The sequence below is a fragment of the Pseudomonas sp. 86_A genome, assembly GCF_017491705.1.
Taxonomy (GTDB): Bacteria; Pseudomonadota; Gammaproteobacteria; order Pseudomonadales; family Pseudomonadaceae; genus Aquipseudomonas; species Aquipseudomonas koreensis.
On sequence record NZ_JAFGYS010000007.1, the window covers coordinates 198,464 to 219,076 of the forward strand.

At 61.0% G+C, this 20,613-nt stretch carries 15 protein-coding genes; 7 read left to right on the plus strand and 8 right to left on the minus strand.

The window, feature by feature from the left end; translation table 11 throughout:
• Nucleotides 1–58: 58 nt before the first annotated feature.
• The gene (gene mtnA, locus J5M57_RS12755; RefSeq protein ID WP_207848094.1) at nucleotides 59–1,135 is read right to left on the minus strand and encodes an S-methyl-5-thioribose-1-phosphate isomerase; all 1,077 of its coding nucleotides are present in this window, start codon (nucleotides 1,133–1,135) and stop codon (nucleotides 59–61) included.
• Between the two features lie 108 nt (nucleotides 1,136–1,243).
• On the opposite strand from mtnA, the gene J5M57_RS12760 reads away from it, so the two are divergent.
• The 5 genes from J5M57_RS12760 (at nucleotide 1,244) to J5M57_RS12780 (ending at nucleotide 6,221) form a co-directional block, all read left to right on the plus strand.
• Nucleotides 1,244–2,578 (plus strand): TRZ/ATZ family hydrolase, encoded by a 1,335-nt coding sequence (locus J5M57_RS12760; protein ID WP_207848093.1) that lies wholly within the window; start codon nucleotides 1,244–1,246, stop codon nucleotides 2,576–2,578.
• 57 nt (nucleotides 2,579–2,635) lie between these two features.
• The gene (ubiG, locus tag J5M57_RS12765; protein ID WP_047598712.1) at nucleotides 2,636–3,334 is read left to right on the plus strand and encodes a bifunctional 2-polyprenyl-6-hydroxyphenol methylase/3-demethylubiquinol 3-O-methyltransferase UbiG; all 699 of its coding nucleotides are present in this window, start codon (nucleotides 2,636–2,638) and stop codon (nucleotides 3,332–3,334) included.
• A gap of 4 nt (nucleotides 3,335–3,338) precedes the next feature.
• The gene (gene mupP, locus J5M57_RS12770) at nucleotides 3,339–4,010 is read left to right on the plus strand and encodes an N-acetylmuramic acid 6-phosphate phosphatase MupP (protein ID WP_064588626.1); all 672 of its coding nucleotides are present in this window, start codon (nucleotides 3,339–3,341) and stop codon (nucleotides 4,008–4,010) included.
• A gap of 181 nt (nucleotides 4,011–4,191) precedes the next feature.
• Nucleotides 4,192–4,932, plus strand: a complete 741-nt coding sequence (locus tag J5M57_RS12775; RefSeq protein WP_064588627.1) for a YciK family oxidoreductase — start codon at nucleotides 4,192–4,194, stop codon at nucleotides 4,930–4,932.
• Nucleotides 4,933–5,294: 362 nt separating this feature from the next.
• A complete protein-coding gene (locus tag J5M57_RS12780; RefSeq protein WP_064588628.1) occupies nucleotides 5,295–6,221 on the plus strand; it encodes a GGDEF domain-containing protein in 927 nt (308 codons plus the stop codon).
• Between the two features lie 138 nt (nucleotides 6,222–6,359).
• On the opposite strand, the gene J5M57_RS12785 is transcribed toward J5M57_RS12780, so the two are convergent.
• The gene (locus tag J5M57_RS12785) at nucleotides 6,360–7,154 is read right to left on the minus strand and encodes an iron-containing redox enzyme family protein (RefSeq protein ID WP_064588629.1); all 795 of its coding nucleotides are present in this window, start codon (nucleotides 7,152–7,154) and stop codon (nucleotides 6,360–6,362) included.
• Nucleotides 7,155–7,200: 46 nt separating this feature from the next.
• Nucleotides 7,201–9,660, minus strand: coding sequence for an EAL domain-containing protein (locus J5M57_RS12790; protein WP_207848092.1), 2,460 nt, complete (start codon nucleotides 9,658–9,660; stop codon nucleotides 7,201–7,203).
• 108 nt (nucleotides 9,661–9,768) lie between these two features.
• Between J5M57_RS12790 and J5M57_RS12795 the strand changes: the two genes are divergently transcribed.
• The gene (locus J5M57_RS12795) at nucleotides 9,769–14,511 is read left to right on the plus strand and encodes a hypothetical protein (RefSeq protein ID WP_243435105.1); all 4,743 of its coding nucleotides are present in this window, start codon (nucleotides 9,769–9,771) and stop codon (nucleotides 14,509–14,511) included.
• Nucleotide 14,512: 1 nt separating this feature from the next.
• Here J5M57_RS12795 and J5M57_RS12800 read toward each other — a convergent pair whose 3' ends face one another.
• The 5 genes from J5M57_RS12800 to J5M57_RS12820 form a co-directional block, all read right to left on the minus strand.
• Nucleotides 14,513–16,330 carry an ABC transporter ATP-binding protein gene (locus J5M57_RS12800; protein WP_207848091.1) on the minus strand — a complete coding sequence of 606 codons (1,818 nt, stop codon included), beginning with the start codon at nucleotides 16,328–16,330 and terminating at the stop codon, nucleotides 14,513–14,515.
• Nucleotides 16,323–16,925, minus strand: a complete 603-nt coding sequence (locus J5M57_RS12805; protein WP_169842429.1) for a DsbA family protein — start codon at nucleotides 16,923–16,925, stop codon at nucleotides 16,323–16,325. Before J5M57_RS12805 ends, J5M57_RS12800 begins: the two co-directional genes overlap by 8 nt.
• A gap of 35 nt (nucleotides 16,926–16,960) precedes the next feature.
• On the minus strand, nucleotides 16,961–17,902 hold the full coding sequence (locus J5M57_RS12810; RefSeq protein WP_083368269.1) for a rhodanese-related sulfurtransferase: 942 nt from the start codon (nucleotides 17,900–17,902) through the stop codon (nucleotides 16,961–16,963).
• 238 nt (nucleotides 17,903–18,140) lie between these two features.
• Nucleotides 18,141–18,440, minus strand: coding sequence for a BolA family protein (locus J5M57_RS12815; RefSeq protein WP_064588634.1), 300 nt, complete (start codon nucleotides 18,438–18,440; stop codon nucleotides 18,141–18,143).
• Between the two features lie 12 nt (nucleotides 18,441–18,452).
• A complete protein-coding gene (locus tag J5M57_RS12820; protein ID WP_003226938.1) occupies nucleotides 18,453–18,971 on the minus strand; it encodes a DUF2059 domain-containing protein in 519 nt (172 codons plus the stop codon).
• A gap of 193 nt (nucleotides 18,972–19,164) precedes the next feature.
• Here J5M57_RS12820 and J5M57_RS12825 point away from each other — a divergent pair, with 193 nt between their 5' ends.
• Nucleotides 19,165–20,559, plus strand: a complete 1,395-nt coding sequence (locus J5M57_RS12825) for a class II fumarate hydratase (protein ID WP_064588635.1) — start codon at nucleotides 19,165–19,167, stop codon at nucleotides 20,557–20,559.
• Nucleotides 20,560–20,613 lie beyond the last annotated feature (54 nt).

The following is a 20,613-nucleotide window of genomic DNA, read 5'->3' on the forward strand; positions in this document are numbered from 1 at the left end:
ACAAATCCTGTGGGAGCTGGCTTGCCAGCGATGGCGTCCTTGCAGACGCCACAGCCAATCAATGCAGGCGCTTGCGGCACATCAACTGGGCCATTTTCGCCGTGTCCGGACGCTCGACGATGCCCTTCTCGGTGACGATCGCATCGATCAGATCCGCCGGGGTCACGTCAAACACCGGGTTGAACGCCTCGACGTCCGCCCCCACGCGCTTGCCACCGACTTCCAGCAGCTCGGCGCCGTCACGCTCCTCGATCGGGATGTCGTCGCCACTGGCCAGATTCATGTCGATGGTCGAACTCGGCGCTACCACCATAAACCGCACGCCGTGGTGCATGGCGTTGACCGCCAGTTGGTAGGTGCCGATCTTGTTCGCCACGTCGCCATTGGCGGTGATGCGATCAGCGCCGACAATCACCCAGGTCACGCCTTTGGTTTTCATGATGTGTGCAGCGGCGGAGTCAGCATTGAGCGTGACCGGGATGCCCTCGTTCGCCAGCTCCCACGCGGTCAGGCGCGAGCCCTGCAGCCACGGCCGGGTTTCATCGGCATAGACGCGCTCGACCATGCCTTCGAGATAAGCGGCGCGAATCACCCCCAGCGCCGTACCGAAACCGCCAGTGGCCAGCGCGCCGGTGTTGCAGTGGGTCAGGATCGCCTGGGCATTACCCTGATGTTTGCGGATCAGGTCGACGCCGAGTTGCGCCATGGTCAGGTTGGCTTCGCGATCGCTTTCGTGAATGGCGATCGCCTCGGCCTCCAGCGCCACCAGCGGATCGGCATTGTCCTTCAGACGATCCAGTCGATCGTGCATGCGGTTCAGCGCCCAGAACAAGTTGACCGCCGTCGGCCGGGAGTCGGCCAGCAAGGCGAAATCCTCTTCCAGCGCCGCATACCAGTCGCCACCTTCGGCCACGCGGGCACGGGCCGCCAGCACAATGCCATAGGCTGCGCTGATGCCGATGGCCGGCGCGCCGCGCACCACCATCGAACGAATCGCCTCAGCCACGCCGGCGGCGCTGGTGTAGGCAACCCAGGTTTCCTCGAACGGCAAAATACGCTGATCCAGCAGGTGGAGCGCGCCATCTCGCCAATCGATGGCCTTCACTTTCTCCGCAGCCAACAGTCGATCGCGCATCCCTCACCCCGCACTCATGAACAAAAGCCGCCGATTATAGCGATCCCCCCGCGAAGACGCTCGGGTATACTTCGCCATCCTTTACAAAAGCACTGGAACCGACCCTCGATGCCGAAACCTGCCATTGCGCTCGACTTATTATTGCTGCCGACCTGGCTGGTACCCGTCGAACCCGCTGGCGTGGTGCTCAAGGAGCACGGGCTGGGCATCCGCGACGGTCGCATCGTGTTTATCGGCCCACGCGCCGAAGCACTCAAGTGTAACGCCACGCAAACCCGCGAACTGCCGGACGTGCTGCTCGCCCCGGGCCTGATCAACGCCCACGGCCACGCAGCGATGACGCTGTTCCGTGGCCTGGCCGACGACCTGCCGCTGATGACCTGGCTGGAAAATCACATCTGGCCGGCCGAAGCCAAATGGGTCGATGAAGATTTCGTCCGTGACGGCACCGATCTGGCGATTGCCGAGCAAATCAAGGGTGGCATCACCTGTTTCTCGGACATGTATTTCTTCCCGAAAGTCGCCAGTGAACGCGTGCACAACAGCGGCATTCGCGCCCAGATCGCGATTCCGATCCTCGATTTCCCGATTCCCGGGGCTGCCAGCGCCGATGAGGCCATTCGTCAGGGCGTTGAGCTGTTCGGTGATCTGAAGCATCACGAACGGATCAAGATCACCTTCGGTCCTCATGCACCCTACACCGTGGGCGACGAGAACCTCGAGAAAATCCGCGTGATCGCCGAAGAGCTGGACGCGTCGATCCACATGCACGTCCACGAAACCGCCTTCGAAGTGCAGCAAGCGCTGGAGCATCGCGGTGAGCGGCCACTGGCCCGCCTCGGTCGGCTGGGCCTGCTCGGCCCGCGCTTCCAGGCCGTGCACATGACCCAGATCAGCGATGACGATCTGGCATTGCTGGTAGAAAGCAACACCAGCGTGATCCACTGCCCGGAATCGAACCTGAAGCTGGCCAGTGGTTTCTGCCCGGTGGAGCGTCTGTGGCAGGCCGGGGTCAATGTGGCCGTCGGCACTGATGGCGCGGCGAGCAACAACGATCTCGACCTGCTCGGCGAAACCCGCACCGCCGCCCTGCTCGCCAAAGCCGTCGCCGGTTCGGCCACTGCGCTGGACGCGCACCGCGCGTTGCGCATGGCCACGCTCAATGGCGCCCGGGCCTTGGGGATCGAAACGCAGGTCGGCTCGCTGGAAATCGGCAAAGCCGCCGACATCGTTGCCTTCGACCTGTCCGGCCTGGCCCAGCAACCGGTCTATGACCCGGTTTCGCAGCTTATTTATGCCACCGGTCGCGATTGCGTGAAACACCTGTGGGTCGCCGGCAAACAACTGCTCGACGACCGGCACCTGACACGTATGGACGAACAACAGCTGGGCGCCACCGCCCGGGCCTGGGGCCAGCGCATCAGCGGCCACACCGAATCGTAAACACCGCGGAGCACACTCCGCGGCTACAGCCTTTTTCAAGTTTTAGAGGAATTGATCATGAGCAACGTCGACCACGCCGAAATCGCCAAATTCGAAGCCCTGGCCCATCGCTGGTGGGACCGCGAAAGCGAGTTCAAACCGCTGCACGACATCAACCCGCTGCGCGTCAACTGGATTGATGAGCGGGTCAATCTGGCCGGCAAGAAAGTCCTCGACGTCGGTTGCGGCGGCGGCATCCTCAGCGAAGCCATGGCCCAGCGCGGCGCCACGGTAATGGGCATCGACATGGGCGAAGCGCCGCTGGCGGTTGCGCAGCTGCATCAGCTGGAATCCGGCGTCAGCGTCGAATACCGGCAGATCACTGCCGAAGCCCTGGCCGAGGAAATGCCTGAGCAGTTTGACGTCGTGACCTGCCTGGAAATGCTCGAACACGTACCGGATCCATCCTCGGTGATCCGCGCCTGCTACCGCATGGTCAAGCCGGGCGGCCAAGTGTTCTTCTCGACCATCAACCGCAACCCGAAGGCCTACCTGTTCGCCATCATTGGTGCCGAATACATCATGAAGCTGCTGCCGCGCGGCACCCATGACTTCAAGAAATTCATCCGCCCGTCCGAGCTCGGCGCCTGGAGCCGCATCGCCGGCCTGACCGTCAAGGACATCATCGGCCTGACCTACAACCCGCTGACCAAGCACTACAAGTTGGCCAACGACGTTGACGTCAACTACATGATCCAGACCCTGCGCGAGGAATAAGCCGATGACCATCAGAGCAGTCCTTTTCGACATGGACGGCACCCTGCTCGACACCGCGCCGGACTTCATCGCCATTTGTCAGGCGATGCGCGCGGACCGTGGCTTGCCGCCGATGAACGACAAGCACATCCGCGATGAAATCTCCGGCGGCGCCAAAGCGATGGTTGCCGTGACCTTTTCAATGGATCCGGAATCGCCGGGCTTTGAAGCGCTGCGTCTTGAGTTTCTCGAACGCTACCTGGCCGGTTGCGCCGTGCACAGCAAGCTGTTCGACGGCATGGGCGAACTGCTCGCCGATATCGAGCGGGCCAACCTGATCTGGGGCGTGGTCACCAATAAACCGGTGCGCTTTGCCGAGCCGATCATGCAGCAACTGGGGCTGGCCGAGCGTTCGGCGCTGCTGATCTGCCCGGATCACGTGAAAAACAGCAAGCCGGACCCGGAGCCCTTGATCCTTGCGTGCAAGATGCTTGATCTGGATCCGTCGACGGTGCTGTTCGTCGGCGATGATCTGCGTGATATCGAATCCGGGCGCGATGCCGGCACCAAGACCTGCGCCGTGACCTACGGCTATATCCACCCAGACGACAACCCGCGGCACTGGGGCGCGGACGTGGTGGTGGATCATCCGCTGGAATTGCGCAAGGTGCTCGACAGCGCACTTTGCAGCTGCTGACCTGACACACCCCTGTGGCGAGGGAGCTTGCTCCCGCTGGGCCGCGTAGCGGCCCCTTTTTTACCTGAGTCCGCATTTTCTCAGGCACACCGTACTGGCTGACGCTACGACTGTTTCGCAGCCGAGCGGGAGCAAGCTCCCTCGCCACAGAGTTCAGCATTCGCCTTATGGAGAGGTTTTTATGTTTGATTACACCGCCCGTCCCGAATTGCTCAAGGATCGGGTCATTCTGGTCACCGGTGCCGGTCGTGGCATCGGCGCGGCTGCCGCGAAAACCTATGCCGCCCACGGCGCCACCGTGCTGCTGCTGGGCAAGACCGAAGCCAATCTGACGCAGGTCTACGATGAGATCGAAGCGGCGGGCCATCCACAGCCGGCGGTGATCCCGTTCAACCTCGAAACCGCCCTGCCGCATCAGTACGATGAGCTGGCGGCGATGATCGAGACCGAGTTCGGCCATCTCGACGGCCTGCTGCACAACGCCTCGATCATTGGTCCGCGCACGCCGATCGAACAGCTGTCGGGTGAAAATTTCATGCGCGTCATGCAGGTCAACGTCAACGCCATGTTCATGCTGACCAGCACCCTGCTGCCGCTGCTGAAGCTGTCGCAGGATGCCTCGGTGGTGTTCACCTCCAGCAGCGTCGGACGCAAGGGCCGGGCCTACTGGGGCGCCTACGGCGTATCGAAGTTCGCCACCGAAGGCCTGATGCAAACCCTGGCCGATGAAGTTGACGGCGTGGCGCCGGTTCGCGCCAACAGCATCAACCCGGGCGGCACCCGCACCAGCATGCGCGCCCAGGCGTACCCGGGGGAAAACCCGCTGAACAATCCGACCCCGGAAGAGATCATGCCGGTCTACCTGTACCTGATGGGCCCGGACAGCACGGGCATCAATGGCCAGGCATTCAACGCGCAATAACTGCCATACGTCGCTTTTGTTGCCGTGGCGGATTACCGTCGCGGCATACATTTGCCGCCTCCCGCCGTCACACTTTGGTCAAATAACCGCCACTAAACCTCAAAGCAAAAAGCCATCCGATTGATTTATAACGGTTTTAATTTACATGAACCGAATGGCATGACTTTCGCTCTAATTTTCCTCAAAGCATGCCGTGTGAAGGCACTGGGGCAAGGCCGATTTCGATAGCTGACTAATCGTCATCAGGCAGACTAAACTTACGCCAAATGTCCTACGGGACTGATGGATCAGTATGACGCGCAGCCCATAGCCGCTCTCACCCAGCCTGTAAGACAGACTTACTGCTTAGGGGCTCACGCCATATGAAATCACCTTCCCAGACCAATGCAATTGACTTTGACAGTGCCAAATTGCAACGCCTGGGCTTTGGTCAGCTGCCTCCGCTTCTGGAACGCCCGGCCAGCCTGGCGCAACTGCGCCAACAAATGAGCCTGCAACTGCAAACCAGTCTTGAGCCGCAACGAATCCTCGGTCTGTTTTTCCGCGAAGTCCAACGCCTGGTGCCGCTGGATGCCTTGAGCTACGTGCATTCGGGCAGCGACTTGCGCCTGGAGTTCGGCGCCCGCGGTCACCATTCGGTCAGCTATAGCCTCAGCCACGAAGGCGAGCACCTGGGCGAACTGGTATTTCGCCGCAACCAGCGCTTCACCGAGCAAGACCAGGGCAATCTCGAATCGCTGCTGTCGTCGCTGCTGTTCCCGATGCGCAACGCCCTGCTCTACCGCGCGGCGACCCAAAGCGCGCTGCGCGATCCGTTGACCGGGACCGGCAACCGCATCGCCATGGAACAGACCCTGCAACGCGAGATCGACATGTCCCGACGGCACCTGCAACCGTTGTCGGTGCTGATGCTCGACATCGACCACTTCAAACGGGTCAATGACAGCCACGGGCACAGCGCCGGGGACGACGTACTCAAAGCGGTGGCGGCGTCGATCAAGGGCCAGCTGCGCAACGTCGACATGGTGTTTCGCTATGGCGGGGAAGAGTTTCTGATCCTGCTGTCCAATACCGGCCGGGAAGCGGCGGCGATGGTCGGCGAGCGGTTGCGCCATGCCGCGCAGACTGCGGAATATTTCGCCGACGGCCAATTGATCGACCTGACGGTCAGCCTCGGCTGCTCGACCCTGCTGCCGGGGGAGTCGGCCGACAGCCTGTTGCGCCGCGCCGACAGCGCGTTGTATGTGGCCAAGCGCGAGGGACGTAATCGCCTGGCGATGGCGGGCTGAGTCCTTTCAGACAGTACAAAGCAGTGTGGGAGCGAGCCAGCTCGCGAAGCGATGAATCAGTCAAACCCGTGTTGACTGAGACGCCTTCTTCGCGAGCCGGCTTGCTCCCACATTTTTTGCTATGCGTCAGACCTTGAATCAGCTCTCTACCAACGCCAGACGTTCACGACCGTGGATCGCGCGCTCGGTAGTTTCCAGCTGCATGCAGCGCTCAAGGAACAGGTACATGTAGTCGTAGCTCTTGCACACCGCCTGGCGCAGCTCGGTCTGCAACGCCTGGCTCGGGTTCATGCCCGCCAGGGTGCAGATGATTTCGAGCGCTTCCCACGGATGGGCGTCGTCATACTGGGCGTGCATCTTCAGCCACTTCATGGCGCGCTTGCGCTCCTCTTCGGGGAACGCCGCAGCGTACACACCCGTAGAGCAGACCAGCGCCGACCACTCACCGGTCGCGCCCTCGATGGCATAGTTGGTGGCCGCGATGGCGACGATCAGCGAATCCGCCGAACTGGTGTGCCAGCACCAATGACTCAACGCATGCAACTCGGGCGGCACTTGCTGAGCTTGTAGATCCTCAAGGCTGACCCCGTGCGCGCGACTCCAGTTCAGCCAGTAGTCGGCATGGTTGAGTTCCACACGAATGTTGCGCATCAACCAGCGGCGCGCCATGTCCTCCCCAGGATGGCGGGCAAACTTGGTCTTGGTGAGGTTCTGCGCCATATACAACGCAAACTGTTCAACAACGGGCCAGCCCCCGATCAGGTACTGACGCATGGTCTTGGCGCTGAGCTTGTTATCGCGCATGCGTTGATACAGTTCATGTTCAACAACCCGGCGCTTGCTCTCGCTGCAGTCCAGAATGAGCTGTTGTGCCCAGGCTGGATAACTTGCAGCTTCCATGAGTGGTCCGGTTCGGTTGAATGTGTCGATCACTGTTCGGCTCCTTTTGATTTGTGATTGTAAGGATCGGCAAGAGATTTCAACGGAACGTGCCAGGCGCCTTGAACAACAACGGCTGCGGTCTGGCGGGCCGACTTTGCAAACTGTCGCAGGTAAACAACTGCGGGCGTTCGATGACGTAACCCTGAGCGTAATCCACCCCGATTTCAAGCAATGCCTGCTCGATCTGGGTTGTTTCAACAAACTCGGCAATTGTCTGCTTACCCATGACATGTCCGATGTGATTGATCACTTCGACCATTGCACGGTTAATCGGGTCGTCCAGCATATCCTTTACGAAACTCCCGTCGATCTTCAGGAAGTCTACAGGCAAATGTTTCAAATAAGCGAATGAAGACATTCCGGCACAAAAGTCATCGAGCGAGAAGTAACAACCTAAGCCTTTGAGTTCATTAATAAATCTAATTGCACTACCGAGATTGGCAATTGCACTGGTTTCGGTAATTTCAAAACAAATCATTTCAGGTGGTATGGCGTAATTAACAAACTGTTCGCGCAGAAAGTGCAAGAACGCGTCATCTCCGATAGTAATGCCTGAAAGATTAATCGCACACATTGCCAATGGGCCTTCATGTTGTTCGGCAATACATTGGGCAATGACTTTAAAAACATTTTCGACGACCCAACGGTCAAGTTGACTCATCAGGCCATAACGTTCGGCCGCCGGAATGAAACTGTCCGGCAGAATCATCCGACCAGCCTCGTCATGCAGGCGCAGGAGAATTTCGATGTGCCCGCCACTGTCCGCCGTGGCGCCCAACGGGGCGATCTCCTGGGCATACAGGCAGAAGCGGTTTTCTTCCAGCGCCATGTGCAAGCGCTGCACCCAGGCCATTTCACCGAAGCGCAAGGACAATTCCGAATCGTCGGCGTGGTAGACCTGCACCCGGTTACGGCCCTTCTCCTTGGCCATGTAGCACGCCATGTCGGCCGCGCGCAGCGAAGTCTCAAGGGTGGTCGGGGTCTGGGCGATGTGCACCAGGCCGATACTCACCGTGGTCAAGAACGGCCGGCCCTTCCACACGAAGTGCAGGTTCTGCACGGTCTGGCGCAGGCTCTCGGCGATTTTTTCTGCAGCCTCCGGCGCACAGTTTTCCAGCAGAATGCCGAACTCGTCTCCGCCCAGCCGCGCCAGGGTGTCGCCCTCGCGCAGGCCGGACTGCAACAGTGTGCAGATGTGCCGCAGCAATTCATCGCCAGCGGCGTGACCGCAGGTGTCGTTGACCAGTTTGAACTGGTCCAGGTCAAGAAACATCAGCGCATGCCGGCCAGTCTGGCGCGTCAGGTTGTGCAGCGCCTGCTCCAGGCGGTATTCGAACTCGCGGCGGTTGGCCAGACCGGTCAGCGCATCATGGGTCGCCTGCCACGACAGGTTGGCGATGTATTGCCGCTCCTGGGTCATGTCGTGCAGCACCAGCACCGTGCCACTGATCTTTTCCGCATTGCGGATCGGTGCACCGACCAGCGTCACAGACACCGTGCTGCCGTCCAGGCGCTGAATCAGCTTCGAGTGCTCGCTGCCGCCGACCAGTTTGCCGCTGAGGATATGCTCGATCAGCGTCAGCCCTTCAGTCTGGGCATTGTCGTCCAGCAGGTTGAACAGCGCGGCCAGGGGCAGGCCCGCGGCGTGCTCGGCCTTCCAGTGGGTCATGGCCTCGGCCGCCGGATTCATGTAATCGATCGCGCCGTTGACGTCGGTGGTGATCACCCCGTCGCCGATCGATTGCAGGGTGATGTGCGCCCGATCCTTTTCCAGTTGCAGCGCCTGGGCGAAGGCGTGGCGTTGCTTGAGCAGTTTGTGGGTACGCAACAGTGCCAGCACGATCAACCCCAGCGCTGTGGCCAGATTGGTGAACAGCAGCAGCCGCAGGATCATCCGCGAACCTTCACCCAAGGCATCACTGAACGCCTTGGCCGCCGGCGTCACGCCGTCGTTGATGGCAAAGATCCGTGCTTTCCAGCGCTGGATGTCAGCCGCTGTCGCGACGTTCTGGCTGATGCCTTGATGCATCTCACGCGCGACATTGTCCAGCTGGACCAGATAGGCATCGCCAATCGTCCAGCGGTCGATCGCGGTTTCCAGATAACTGAAATGGCGAAAATTGAGGTACAGCCAGATCAGGCTCGAGACGTCATCGGGATGGTTGCCCCCCTTGAGGATCCCCTCCCGCGCCGCCTGCAGGTCCGGTGGCTGTCGATCGAGGGCCAGACGCAACTCATGACCGCCCTGCGGCACGGCAATCGCGTCCTTGTACTTGAGAAAGATCGCCTCGTCGCGGCTATCGGCATAGAGGTTCAGGTAATAGATGGCGTCCTTCTGGCCCTTGGACCACAGGCTCTCACCGGCCACATAGCCGCGAACGGCCGACAGGACGTAAAGACTCACGCCCCCCAATAACGCCTGAAATAACACGACGGCAATAAATGGCCAGACGATGCCCAACAACCGTGGCGTTCCGAGAGTCCTTTTTTGCTTCATGAGGTCCTTTGTGCACGCACTGCCAACTTCAAGAGGAGACCGCTCAAGCTAGCCTAGGGGGCGATTACCCTTCCGGCAAGCATGGACGCGAATGAACCTGCGATACGTATGTACCGCACAGCCGGCAAGCGAAGGTTTGACACTGCGGCTCTTTCTCACTCAAGAGCCCTTTACATGACTTCGACGACCTCAACGACTTCCACGCCCACGCCCACGCCGTTACAACGTCAGGCCGGCCAACAGGCTGAATATACGGCGCTGTTAAGCGCCCTGCATGACGTAAAAAGTCACGCCACCTCGCTCGGCGATTTCTACTTTTCACCGCGCAGCCATTCGCCGTTATCCATCGAGCACGCTCACGCGCGAAATCGCTGGCAGTCGCTGCTCACTTCGCCGGGAGACAACGAACTGTCCAAATACCTGCGAACCGTTGAAGGGAGGCCCACGGAAGTCGACAGCATTGGCGAACAGTGCGTTATTAGCGGGACCCTCCTTGATGGCAGCACCACCACCTACAAAATCAGCGACACTGAAAAGTTACTTAGCAGCGTTCAGTCCTTTCAACGAGCGATCCTGAGCATCGGCGGACATCTTCGCTCCGACAGCTTGCTGCCCTTGCCTCAGGTACTGAAGTTTTATGGTCTCAGCGTTCCGGCCAGACAAACCGAGGCGAGCCTGGTCCGGCTTACGGAAGAGATTGAAGAAAAACGCGCCATCCACCGACTCAATCTTGAACAGGGCACGCCACTCGGCACGCTGATCGACCCCAGCGAGCATTACGCCGTCAGCTTGATCATCAGCGAGCTTCTTGGCGATGAAGCCGGCTCGGTTATCGAACGGCTGATCGGCGAGGTAAAACCTGCGCTGACGGCTCACCAACTGCAAACCACCCCTACCGCCTGCCTCGCCGCCATGCTCGCCACGCCCACGGCACGCGATACTGGCCTGCGCCTGCTGAAAACCCTGAACTGGTACGGCGCGGCAGCGGATGAACCCACCGCCCCGGACACCGCTGCACGCCTGGTACTTGAAGCCTTGCGGATCTGGTATGAGCTGACGCCTGCCGAGGCACCGCAGAGCATCGTTGGTTACGATCTGCAGAACCCTGCCAATCATGGCCGGAGCTACGCGGGTATCCGCAAGGATTTCCTGCAACACCTGATGACGTCGTTACGCGCCACCACCCCGACCGAGCAGGCCCTGCTGGGACGACTCTGCGTACCCTGGTTTCCCATCGAGTTTCAAGTGCGCGATATTCCGCCCGATCTGCCCTATTGCACCTCACCGGTCTGGGTCAACTTCGTGCACGGTGTGCATCTGGCCCAGACACTCGACCCGGGTCTGCTGCAGCGCCTGACCTTCCAGCAACTGGTCGATCTGCCGCTGAAAAGAAGCGCCGACGCCACTGAAGCCGAGCTGCAGTTGATCACCCTCACCCGCATCCCGGCCGCCATGCGCTGGGCCGCAGCCACTGGCGCGACGGTAACCAACTCACCCGGCACAGCGCCGCACGACAATCAGCTGGAAGCGATCAAGGCACTGGACGCACACAATACGCAGCTGAACCAGACCATTGTCCAACTGAGCCTGGAACCACCCCAACGTCTGCAACTGGCAAAAGAGCAACTGAGGGTGGCGGCGTCCAATGATCTGTGGGTGAGGACGAGCTTGCTTTTGAACGTACGCTTGATGCGTAACGCTCCGCGCACCACAACACGCAGCACGCGCGCCCTGATCGATGGCCCCGATGTGCCCCAACCACACTGGCCATTGCCTGAGGTCTACGCCTCCGGCGGGCTGACGCCCGGCACAAAATGGTACGTCACCACCAATGGTCGGACCGCCAGTGAATGGATCAGTCTGAACGCTGCAAACGTGGTGCAAACGGGCACTTTGGCCTCTGCCACCGCGAACAACCGATCGTCGGTGCTTCCATCAAACCGCACGCTGCCCGACATCGGCAAACTGTTCGACCAACGGTTCACTAACTACCTGACCAAGACCAGAGCCGCTTACGAGCACCTGATCAAATGCCAACTGGCGACGCTGCCCTGGGAAGATCGCCAGGCCCTTGAGCACGGGCAGATCCAGATCCTGACGTTGCGCAAGGCAACCCGGCTCGTTCCAGCCTTGCTTGAAAACGCGAAGAACAGATTGCCGTTCAGAGTACGCATGGGGTTTGTCCTGCAAGTGACCTGTGGCCCAACCGTGCGCTTCATCGAGTGCATACCCCGTGCCGGCGTGATCCGCCCCCGCCCGGATCTGAACAAGGGCCTCAAAGGTGGCCGATTCACGCCAGCGCTTGAGCCGCAACGAGGGCGAACCCGCGAACAATTGATTTCCCGGTTCAAGGCTCGCCCCTTGCCGTTCGACTGGAAAGCCCATGAACAAGGCAAGAAGCCTGCGCCCGACGCAAGGTGCGTCGGCATTCTTGATGCCCTGAATGACACCCCCGAGCTGCCGCATCCACTCCCGGTTGTACACCTTGAGATGACCCACGAGCTGACGTTGTCTTCCGCTCGCTGCGCGGCGATTGCCAGCTATATCGCCCATCACTGGTTCTATACCGATGAGGCGAAAATGCGCGAAGACGCTTTCGGCGTGACGGCGTTCGAACGCGACAGTAACCGCAAACACTGGTTACACAGCATCAAGCCTTTCATTCCATTCTGGGGCAGCCTGGAGGACCTCATGTCGGACCAGTATGGTGACCGCGTCATGGGCGCCATCGGTCTGATAATCGATATCGTGTCCTTCGGCATTCCCTTGGGAAAATTCGCCGCCGGCAGTATCAGGCTCGCGGTCCAGGCCGGCAAAATGAGCATTCGCGCGACGATTCCGGGATTTACCAAGCTGTCACGCAAATTCCTTACCGACACGCTGAAAAACCTCAATCCGCTGGATGGCCTGCCCGACCTGGTGCGGTTGTCCGCGCGTGGGGTGAAAAGCGCCGGGCGCGCGGTTGCTGCCCTGGAGAATCAGGCCTTGTTCCAGTTGAAAAAACTGGCTGGACGAGCAGACGACTACGACCTGCTCAGCCACTTGCCGCAGGCCACCGCCCCCGGACGCTGGCAGCCGCTGAACCACGCTGACCGACTGGCCGTGATCAAGGGCATTGAAGACGTCCCGGTCCGTCGAATCGGCGGGCCAGGAAATCGCCACTTTCTGGTCGATCCGCTATCAGGCCAGCCTTTTGGGCCAGCGCTGACAACAGAACGGCATCAGGTGTCCTTCGGCCGCTCCCACTACAGCCCGCTGAAAAAGACCGACGAGGAGATTTTCGTCGAACTCGCAGACGATTCACGGGTGCATCAGTTGCTGGAGGTTGACGGCCGTTCCACGGTATTCATTGACGATGTGCCCTATCGGCTGGACGGCGATGAACTGCGTCGCGTCGACATGCTCGACGACAGCAAGCAATGGACCCTGCCCTATTGCCGACCGCGCCGCATGCCGGGCAGCTCGCCTGATTGCCTCGCCAGCTACGTCACCGGCGAGCCCGCGCCGACGCCGGCCATCGGTAGCATCGACAAGACCAAGGGGTATGCGCCATGGTTCGGCGACAGGCTTTCAACTCCCGCTCCGCTGCCCAACCAGCGCGGCGAGTTCATGGCCGTCGACAGCAAGCTTTACTCGATCATTGATGGCCGCTCGACCTTGTTTCGCGGCGACCTTGCCCGGCTGGGATTCACAGGCGGCAGACTTGTGCCCAAGCGGCAGATCAACGCGACGCTGCAATTTCGCAAAGGCATTTATGCACGTCTGGACATCGGCGCCACGTATGACCGTCTGAATGACTCGCACCGAGTCGGCGCAATCATGCTGCCCGCCATCGATGACTCGGCCAGCTACGTGTTCTTTCGGGTCAATACTCAGGAGTACTACCAGGCGACGATCAAAAAAGGCCAGGTACCGGGCAATCAATTGAGCTTCACCCGCCTGCTCCCCGCCGACATGGCAGACGGTACGCTGGGCGCCGAACTGTTGACGGTGTATACCGGCTCGTTGAACGCCAACAACATCGTGCGCATCCATGGCCTCGAGGCCGTCGAGCGGGCGATGAAAACCATGGAGGACCTGGCCATTCCCCTGGGTACGTCCACCCATCCGCCGGCCAACCTGAAATGGCTGAAAGTCGACACCAGCCCCGGGGAGGCGCTGATGTTCGATCACTCCACACGCATGATCGTCACCCGCCTGCCCAATGGCGCCAGCAGCTGGACACGCAGCAAGGAAGCGCCGCAGGCCTTTCGCCTGCGGACGGCAGAAATCTTCGACACGCTGTTTCTGTCACCCACCGTCTCGCCGAAGAACACTGACACCGCGCTGCGCATCGACCAGTCGATGCAGAAGCTGCATAACCTGCTGCCGCGATACGAGAGGCCGCTCAACGCGCGCAACATTGCCTACGCCGAAGTCACCACGGTGAGCGGTCAGCGCGAGGTTTATGTCAGTGTCTCGGGTACACAGGGCACGACCACCCGCTTGCCGTTATTCCGCCATCTGGGCGCCAACCATGTGCGCATCGGCGACACCACCTACATCAACATCGACTACAGCAGCAGCTTTCCCAAGACGTCGCTGACGGTCACTCCGCGGGGCCAGTTGCTGGCAGTGCCGCTGACCATCAAGGACATCGACACCTACCGGCCGGCCATGTCCGCCCGCCCCACGTCGCTGGACAGTGAGAGCAAGCTGATCCAGGTGATCAGGGAAAAATACCCCGACCCCAAGGAGCTGCGCTCTGTCGATGTCGCCACGACCATGCGCCCGTGCGAGTCATGCGCCGTGGTCATGAAAGAGTTCGGCCACGACGGTTCAGCGGGCGCGTTGCAGGTGTTGTGGAGTTGATCTAGATCCGTTGCAGATGGCCATACAGCTTGGCGTACAAGCCGCCATCCGCGATCAGTTGCTGGTGATCGCCATCTTCGGCCACTTGCCCGCCATCGAACACCAGCACGCGGTCCGCCTGCTTCACCGCTGACAGGCGATGGGCAATGATCAACGTGGTGCGGCCATTGAGGAAACGCGCCATGGCTTGATGCAGGTTGTACTCGGTGGCGGCATCGAGGGCCGAGGTGGCCTCGTCGAGGATCACCACTTTCGGCTCGGCGAGGATCATCCGCGCGATCGCCAGGCGCTGGCGCTGACCACCGGACAAGCGCACGCCGGAACGTCCGACAATGCTGTCGAGGCCTTCCGGCAAGGCGCGGATGGTCGCCTCGAGCTGGGCGATTTCCAGTGCCTGCCAGCAGGCTTCGTCGCTGCGCGTGCGGCCCATGGTCAGGTTGGCCCGAACCGTGTCGTTGAACAGCGCCGGATGCTGCAGCACCACCGCGACGTTTTCGCGAATCAGCTCCAGGCCGATTTCCTGCTGGGTCGAACCGCCGAAGCGGATAGTGCCGGCCGACGGCGTGTACAGCCCCAGCAACAGCTGCACCAAGGTACTTTTGCCACCGCCACTGGCGCCGACAATCGCGACTTTTTCCCCGGGGGCAATGGACAGGTTCATCTGATCCACCACCAACTCATCACCGTAACCGAAGCTCAGCCCTTGCACCTCGATGCCCACGGTTTCCCGGCCCTTGAACGGATCGACGCCGCCCGGGTACTGCGGCTCGTCATCGCGCGCCAGCAGTTCGTTGATCCGCGACAGCGCACCGCCCGCCGCGTAGTAGGCGTATTGCAGATTGAGCAGTTGTTCGACCGGACCGATCATGAACCACAGGTAACTGAACACCGCGAGCATCTGGCCGATCGACAGGTCGGAGAACAGCACCGTGAGCATGGCGGCGGCGCGAAAGATATCGATGCCGAACTGGAACAGCAGACCGCTGGCGCGGTTCGACGCATCGGTCTTCCACTGTGAGTTGACTGCGTAGTTGCGCACTTCCTGCGCGCGCAATCCGAGCCGTCCGAGGAAGAACCCTTGACGGTTGCCGGCGCGCACTTCCTGGATCGCATCGAGGGTTTCGCTCAGGGCCTGAGTGAAACGCGAGGTGCTGTCGTTCTCCAGTTTCTTCAGGTGCTTGACCCGCTTGCCCAACTGCACCGTGGCGTAGATCACCAGCGGATTGAACAACAGGATCAGCAGCGCCAGTTTCCAGTGCATCCACATCAGGATGCTGGCGGTGCCGACCAGGGTCAGCATCGCCACCAGAAAACGGCTGAGGGTTTCCCCGACGAATTTGTCGAGGGTGTCCAGATCGGTGACCAGATGGGTGGTCACCGTGCCGCTGCCGAGGCTTTCGTACTCCCCGAGGGAGATGCGCTTGAGGCGCTCGATCAGGCGCACGCGAATGCGGTAGACGATGTCCTTCGCCAGCCGCGCAAACAGCCGCGCCTGCAACACGCCAAAACACAGGGCGCTGCAACGCAGGGTCAAGGTGACCACCAGCATCAGGCCGATGTAGCCCGCCGCCTGCTGCCACATCGACGGCAGCACGTGGTTCATGACTTTCAGCGCGGCGTCGCCATGGCCGAGCAGGACTTCGTCCACCAGCAATGGCAACAGCAACGGAATCGGCACACTGCACAGCGTCGCCAGCACGGCCACGCCGTTGGCGATCCACAGGGATTTTTTGTGATGAAGTGCCAGGCTCCGGACTTCTGCCCAGCTCAGCCGGTCGACACGCTTTACGGCTGGCGTGTCATCGGCCCGGTCAGGCACAGGCTGCGCGCTCCAGCCAGCGGCCGAGCAATGGCGACAGCTCACTGAGCGGTTGATAGCCATTGGTCAGCAGCGCCAGTTGGCCATTGCGTTCGGCGAGCAGGGTCGGGAACCCGGCGATGCCCAGATCCTGTACCCAGCTGAAATCAGCCTGAGTCGCCTTGTGTTGTTCGGCGTGATCGAACAGCGCAGCAAATTCGATACGCGGCACGCCGGCCTGTTCGGCCAGCTCCACCAGCACACTGGCCTGGGTGACGTCGCGCCCTTGCTGGTAGAACGCCTGCTGAATCAGTCCCACCAGTGTCCACGCGCAATCCGGCGCCAGACTGCGCGCGGTGACGATCGCCCGGCAGGCGGGCTCGGTGTCGTAGACAAAACCGTCGGGCAATGCACCTTCGAACTTGAATGGCTGGCCGGTGGCCTCGGCCACCGCCTGCCAATGTTCAAGAATGTAGCGCCGCGTGGTCGGCTCCAGCGCCGCACCGCTGCCGGTGCGCAACCCGCCGACCACCAGATGCAGCTCCACCCCGGCTGCCTGCGCCTGCTCGACCAATGCCTTGGCAACCGGAGCGAAACCCCAGCACCAGGAACACATCGGATCCATCACATAGAGCAGGCGCGCAGACATGATTAAGCCTCGGTGGATGCTTGTTTATAGTTGTAGCCGATCGGGTGCGGCATGTTGCGCGCCTTGGCCAGTTCGATCTGCTTCTGCCGATCGATGGCGCTGCGACGGGTTTTCTCGCTCAGCTTGTCCCAGCAGTGCGGGCAGCTGATGCCGGCCACGTAATGCTCGGAGGCACGATCTTCAACACTGACCGGTGTGCGGCAGGCATGACATTGATCGTAGTCGCCTTCGCTGAGGTCGTGACGCACGGTCACGCGGTTGTCGAACACGAAGCAGTCGCCCTGCCACTTGGTTTCTTCCTGCGGCACCTCTTCGAGGTACTTCAGGATGCCGCCCTTGAGGTGGTAGACCTCTTCGAAACCCTCGCCCAGCATGTAGCTCGAGGCTTTCTCGCAGCGAATGCCGCCGGTGCAGAACATCGCGACCTTCTTGTGCACGGCCGGGTCGAAGTGCTCTTTGATGTAGTCGGGGAATTCTCGAAAACTGGTGGTTTTCGGATCGATGGCGCCTTCGAAGGTGCCGATCGCCACTTCGTAGTCGTTGCGGGTGTCGATCAGCAGCACTTGCGGGTCGCTGATCAGCGCGTTCCAGTCCTGCGGCTCGACGTAAGTGCCGACCTTTTTGTTCGGGTCCACGCCTTCGACGCCGAGGGTGACGATCTCTTTTTTCAGTTTGACCTTGGTGCGGTAGAACGGCTGCTCGTCGCAGTACGACTCTTTGTGGTCGATGTCGATCATGCGCGGGTCGTTCTTCAGCCAGGCGAGCAGGCCATCAATGCCTTCGCGGCTGCCGGACACGGTGCCGTTGATGCCTTCTTCGGCAATCAGCAGCGTGCCTTTGATGCCGTTGTCGACCATCGCTTGCAGCAGTGGCTCGCGCAGGTCAACGTAATCTTCGAGGGTGACGAACTTATACAGTGCCGCCACGACAATCGGTTGTGTCATGGGTATTTCTCCAGGTGGCTACCCTCGCAAAGGGTGAACCGGATTCAAAAAAAAACGCGCCGGGTAGCGGCGCGTTGCGGATTCTAGCAAAAACACAGCGGTTTTAGGATCTGTCGAAACCCTGTGGCGAGGGAGCTTGCTCCCGCTCGGCTGCGAAGCAGTCGCAAAACTCGCATCTTGGGAGTGCTGCGCACTCCAGCGGGAGCAAGCTCCCTCGCCACAACAGCCCTCGCAATCCTCAGTGTTTGCTACCGCCGGCACAGGTCGGCGACGCCGGAGCGGCGCCAATCTCTGCCCATTCCTGCGGGGTGTAGGTGTGCAGCGCCAACGCATGGAACTCGCCCATCAGCTCGCCGAGCGTGCCGTAGACTTTCTGGTGGCGCTTGACCCGGTTCAGGCCTTCGAACTGCGCGCTGACCACCACCGCCTTGAAGTGGGTCTGTAACCCGCGACTGTGCATGTGGCTTTCATCCAGCACCTGCAGATGCTCAGGCTGAAGCAGACCCAGCGTCGATTCGATGCGTTGTTGCATGGTCATCACGAACTCCGCTTACTTCTTCTTGGCCGGCGCAGCGCCTTTCGGTGCCAGCTCGTTGGTCATGTCGTCGAGCAGCTTGTTGACGACAGGGACGGCGCTTTCCAGTTTGGCCTGGGTCATCTGGGCCGATTGCTGGGTCAGCTGTGGCATTTTTTCCAGGACTTTCTTGCCCAGTGGCGACTGGTAGAACGCGACCAGGTCCTTGAGCTCGGATTCGCTGAAGTTGCTGGTGTAGAGCTTGACCATGTCAGGCTTGAGCTTGTTCCAGCCGATGGCCTGGTCCAGGGCGGCGTTGGCCTTGGCCTGGTAGGTTTCCAGTACGGCTTTCTTGGATTCCGGGGCTTTGGTCTGTTCAAAGCGCTGAGCAAACATCTGCTGCACTTGCATGTACACCGGAGTGCCCAGTTTGTCAGCGTGCGCCAGGGTCAGGAAAGCTTCGGCACTGGCGTTGTGGCTGGCGGTATCGGCAAGCACCTGGCCGCTGGCGCAAACCAGTGCAACCGCGGTACAGATGGCACGAAGACGAGTCATCGAGTTTCCTTTTCTAGCTAGCGAGGTAAAACCCCAAGGGCGACCATTCTGCGCCTAAAAAACCTCGTGGCTCAACCCCCGGCCCTTGCCATGCTTGATTGGCCGGGTTTTACCGGTCAACAATCGGTTCGAGGGAACCACCTGGGCCTGACCGGGCCTAAACTGCGCAAACAGACCAACAGGAGTGTGCACGATGAGCCGTATCGAAACTGACAGCCTGGGCCAGATCGAAGTCCCGGACGACGCTTACTGGGGTGCTCAGACGCAACGCTCGCTGATCAACTTCGCCATCGGTCAGGAGCGCATGCCGTTGCCGGTCCTGCACGCCCTGGCCCTGATCAAGAAGGCCGCCGCTCGGGTCAACGACCGCAACGGCGACCTGCCCGCCGACATCGCCCGCCTGATCGAACAGGCCGCCGACGAAGTCCTCGACGGCCAGCACGACGACCAGTTCCCGCTGGTGGTCTGGCAGACCGGCAGCGGCACCCAGAGCAACATGAACGTCAACGAAGTGATCGCCGGCCGCGCCAACGAACTGGCCGGCAACCCGCGCGGCGGCAAGACGCCGGTGCACCCCAACGATCACGTCAACCGCTCGCAAAGCTCCAACGACTGCTTCCCCACCGCCATGAGCATCGCCACCGCCAAAGCCGTGCAGGAGCAACTGTTGCCGGCCATCGCCGAGCTGTCCGGCGGTCTGGCTGAACTGGCGGCACGCCATATGAAACTGGTGAAGACCGGCCGCACGCACATGATGGACGCGACGCCGATCACCTTCGGTCAGGAGCTGTCGGGTTTTATCGCGCAGCTGGATTACGCCGAACGGGCGATCCGCGCCGCGCTGCCGGCCGTGTGTGAACTGGCGCAGGGTGGCACCGCAGTCGGCACCGGCCTGAATTCACCGCACGGCTTTGGCGAAGCGATTGCCGCCGAACTCGCCGCGCTGTCCGGTCTGCCGTTTGTCACTGCGCCGAACAAGTTTGCCGCACTGGCCGGGCATGAACCGCTGACCAGCCTGTCCGGCGCCCTGAAGACCCTCGCCGTGGCCCTGATGAAAATCGCCAACGACCTGCGCCTGCTCGGCTCCGGTCCCCGCGCCGGGTTTGCCGAGGTCAAGCTGCCGGCCAACGAACCGGGCAGCTCGATCATGCCCGGCAAGGTCAACCCGACCCAGTGCGAAGCGCTGTCGATGCTCGCCTGCCAGGTTCTGGGCAACGACGTCACCATCGGCATCGCGGCGAGTCAGGGTCACCTGCAACTGAACGTGTACAAGCCGGTGATCATCCACAATGTGCTGCAGTCGATCCGCCTGCTCGCCGACGGTTGCAGCAACTTCCAGCAGCACTGCATCGCCGGTCTCGAGCCAGACGCCGAAGTCATGGCCAAACACTTGGAGCGCGGGCTGATGCTGGTGACGGCACTGAACCCGCACATCGGTTACGACAAGTCGGCGGAAATCGCCAAGAAGGCTTACAGCGAAGGCCTGACCTTGCGAGAGGCGGCGCTGCAACTGGGGTATCTGACCGATGAAGAGTTCGATGCGTGGGTGCGGCCGGAGAACATGATCGAGGCTGGCGCCAAGGGCTAACAGCAAAAAGATCGCAGCCTGCGGCAGCTCCTACAGGGGAACGCATTCCCATTG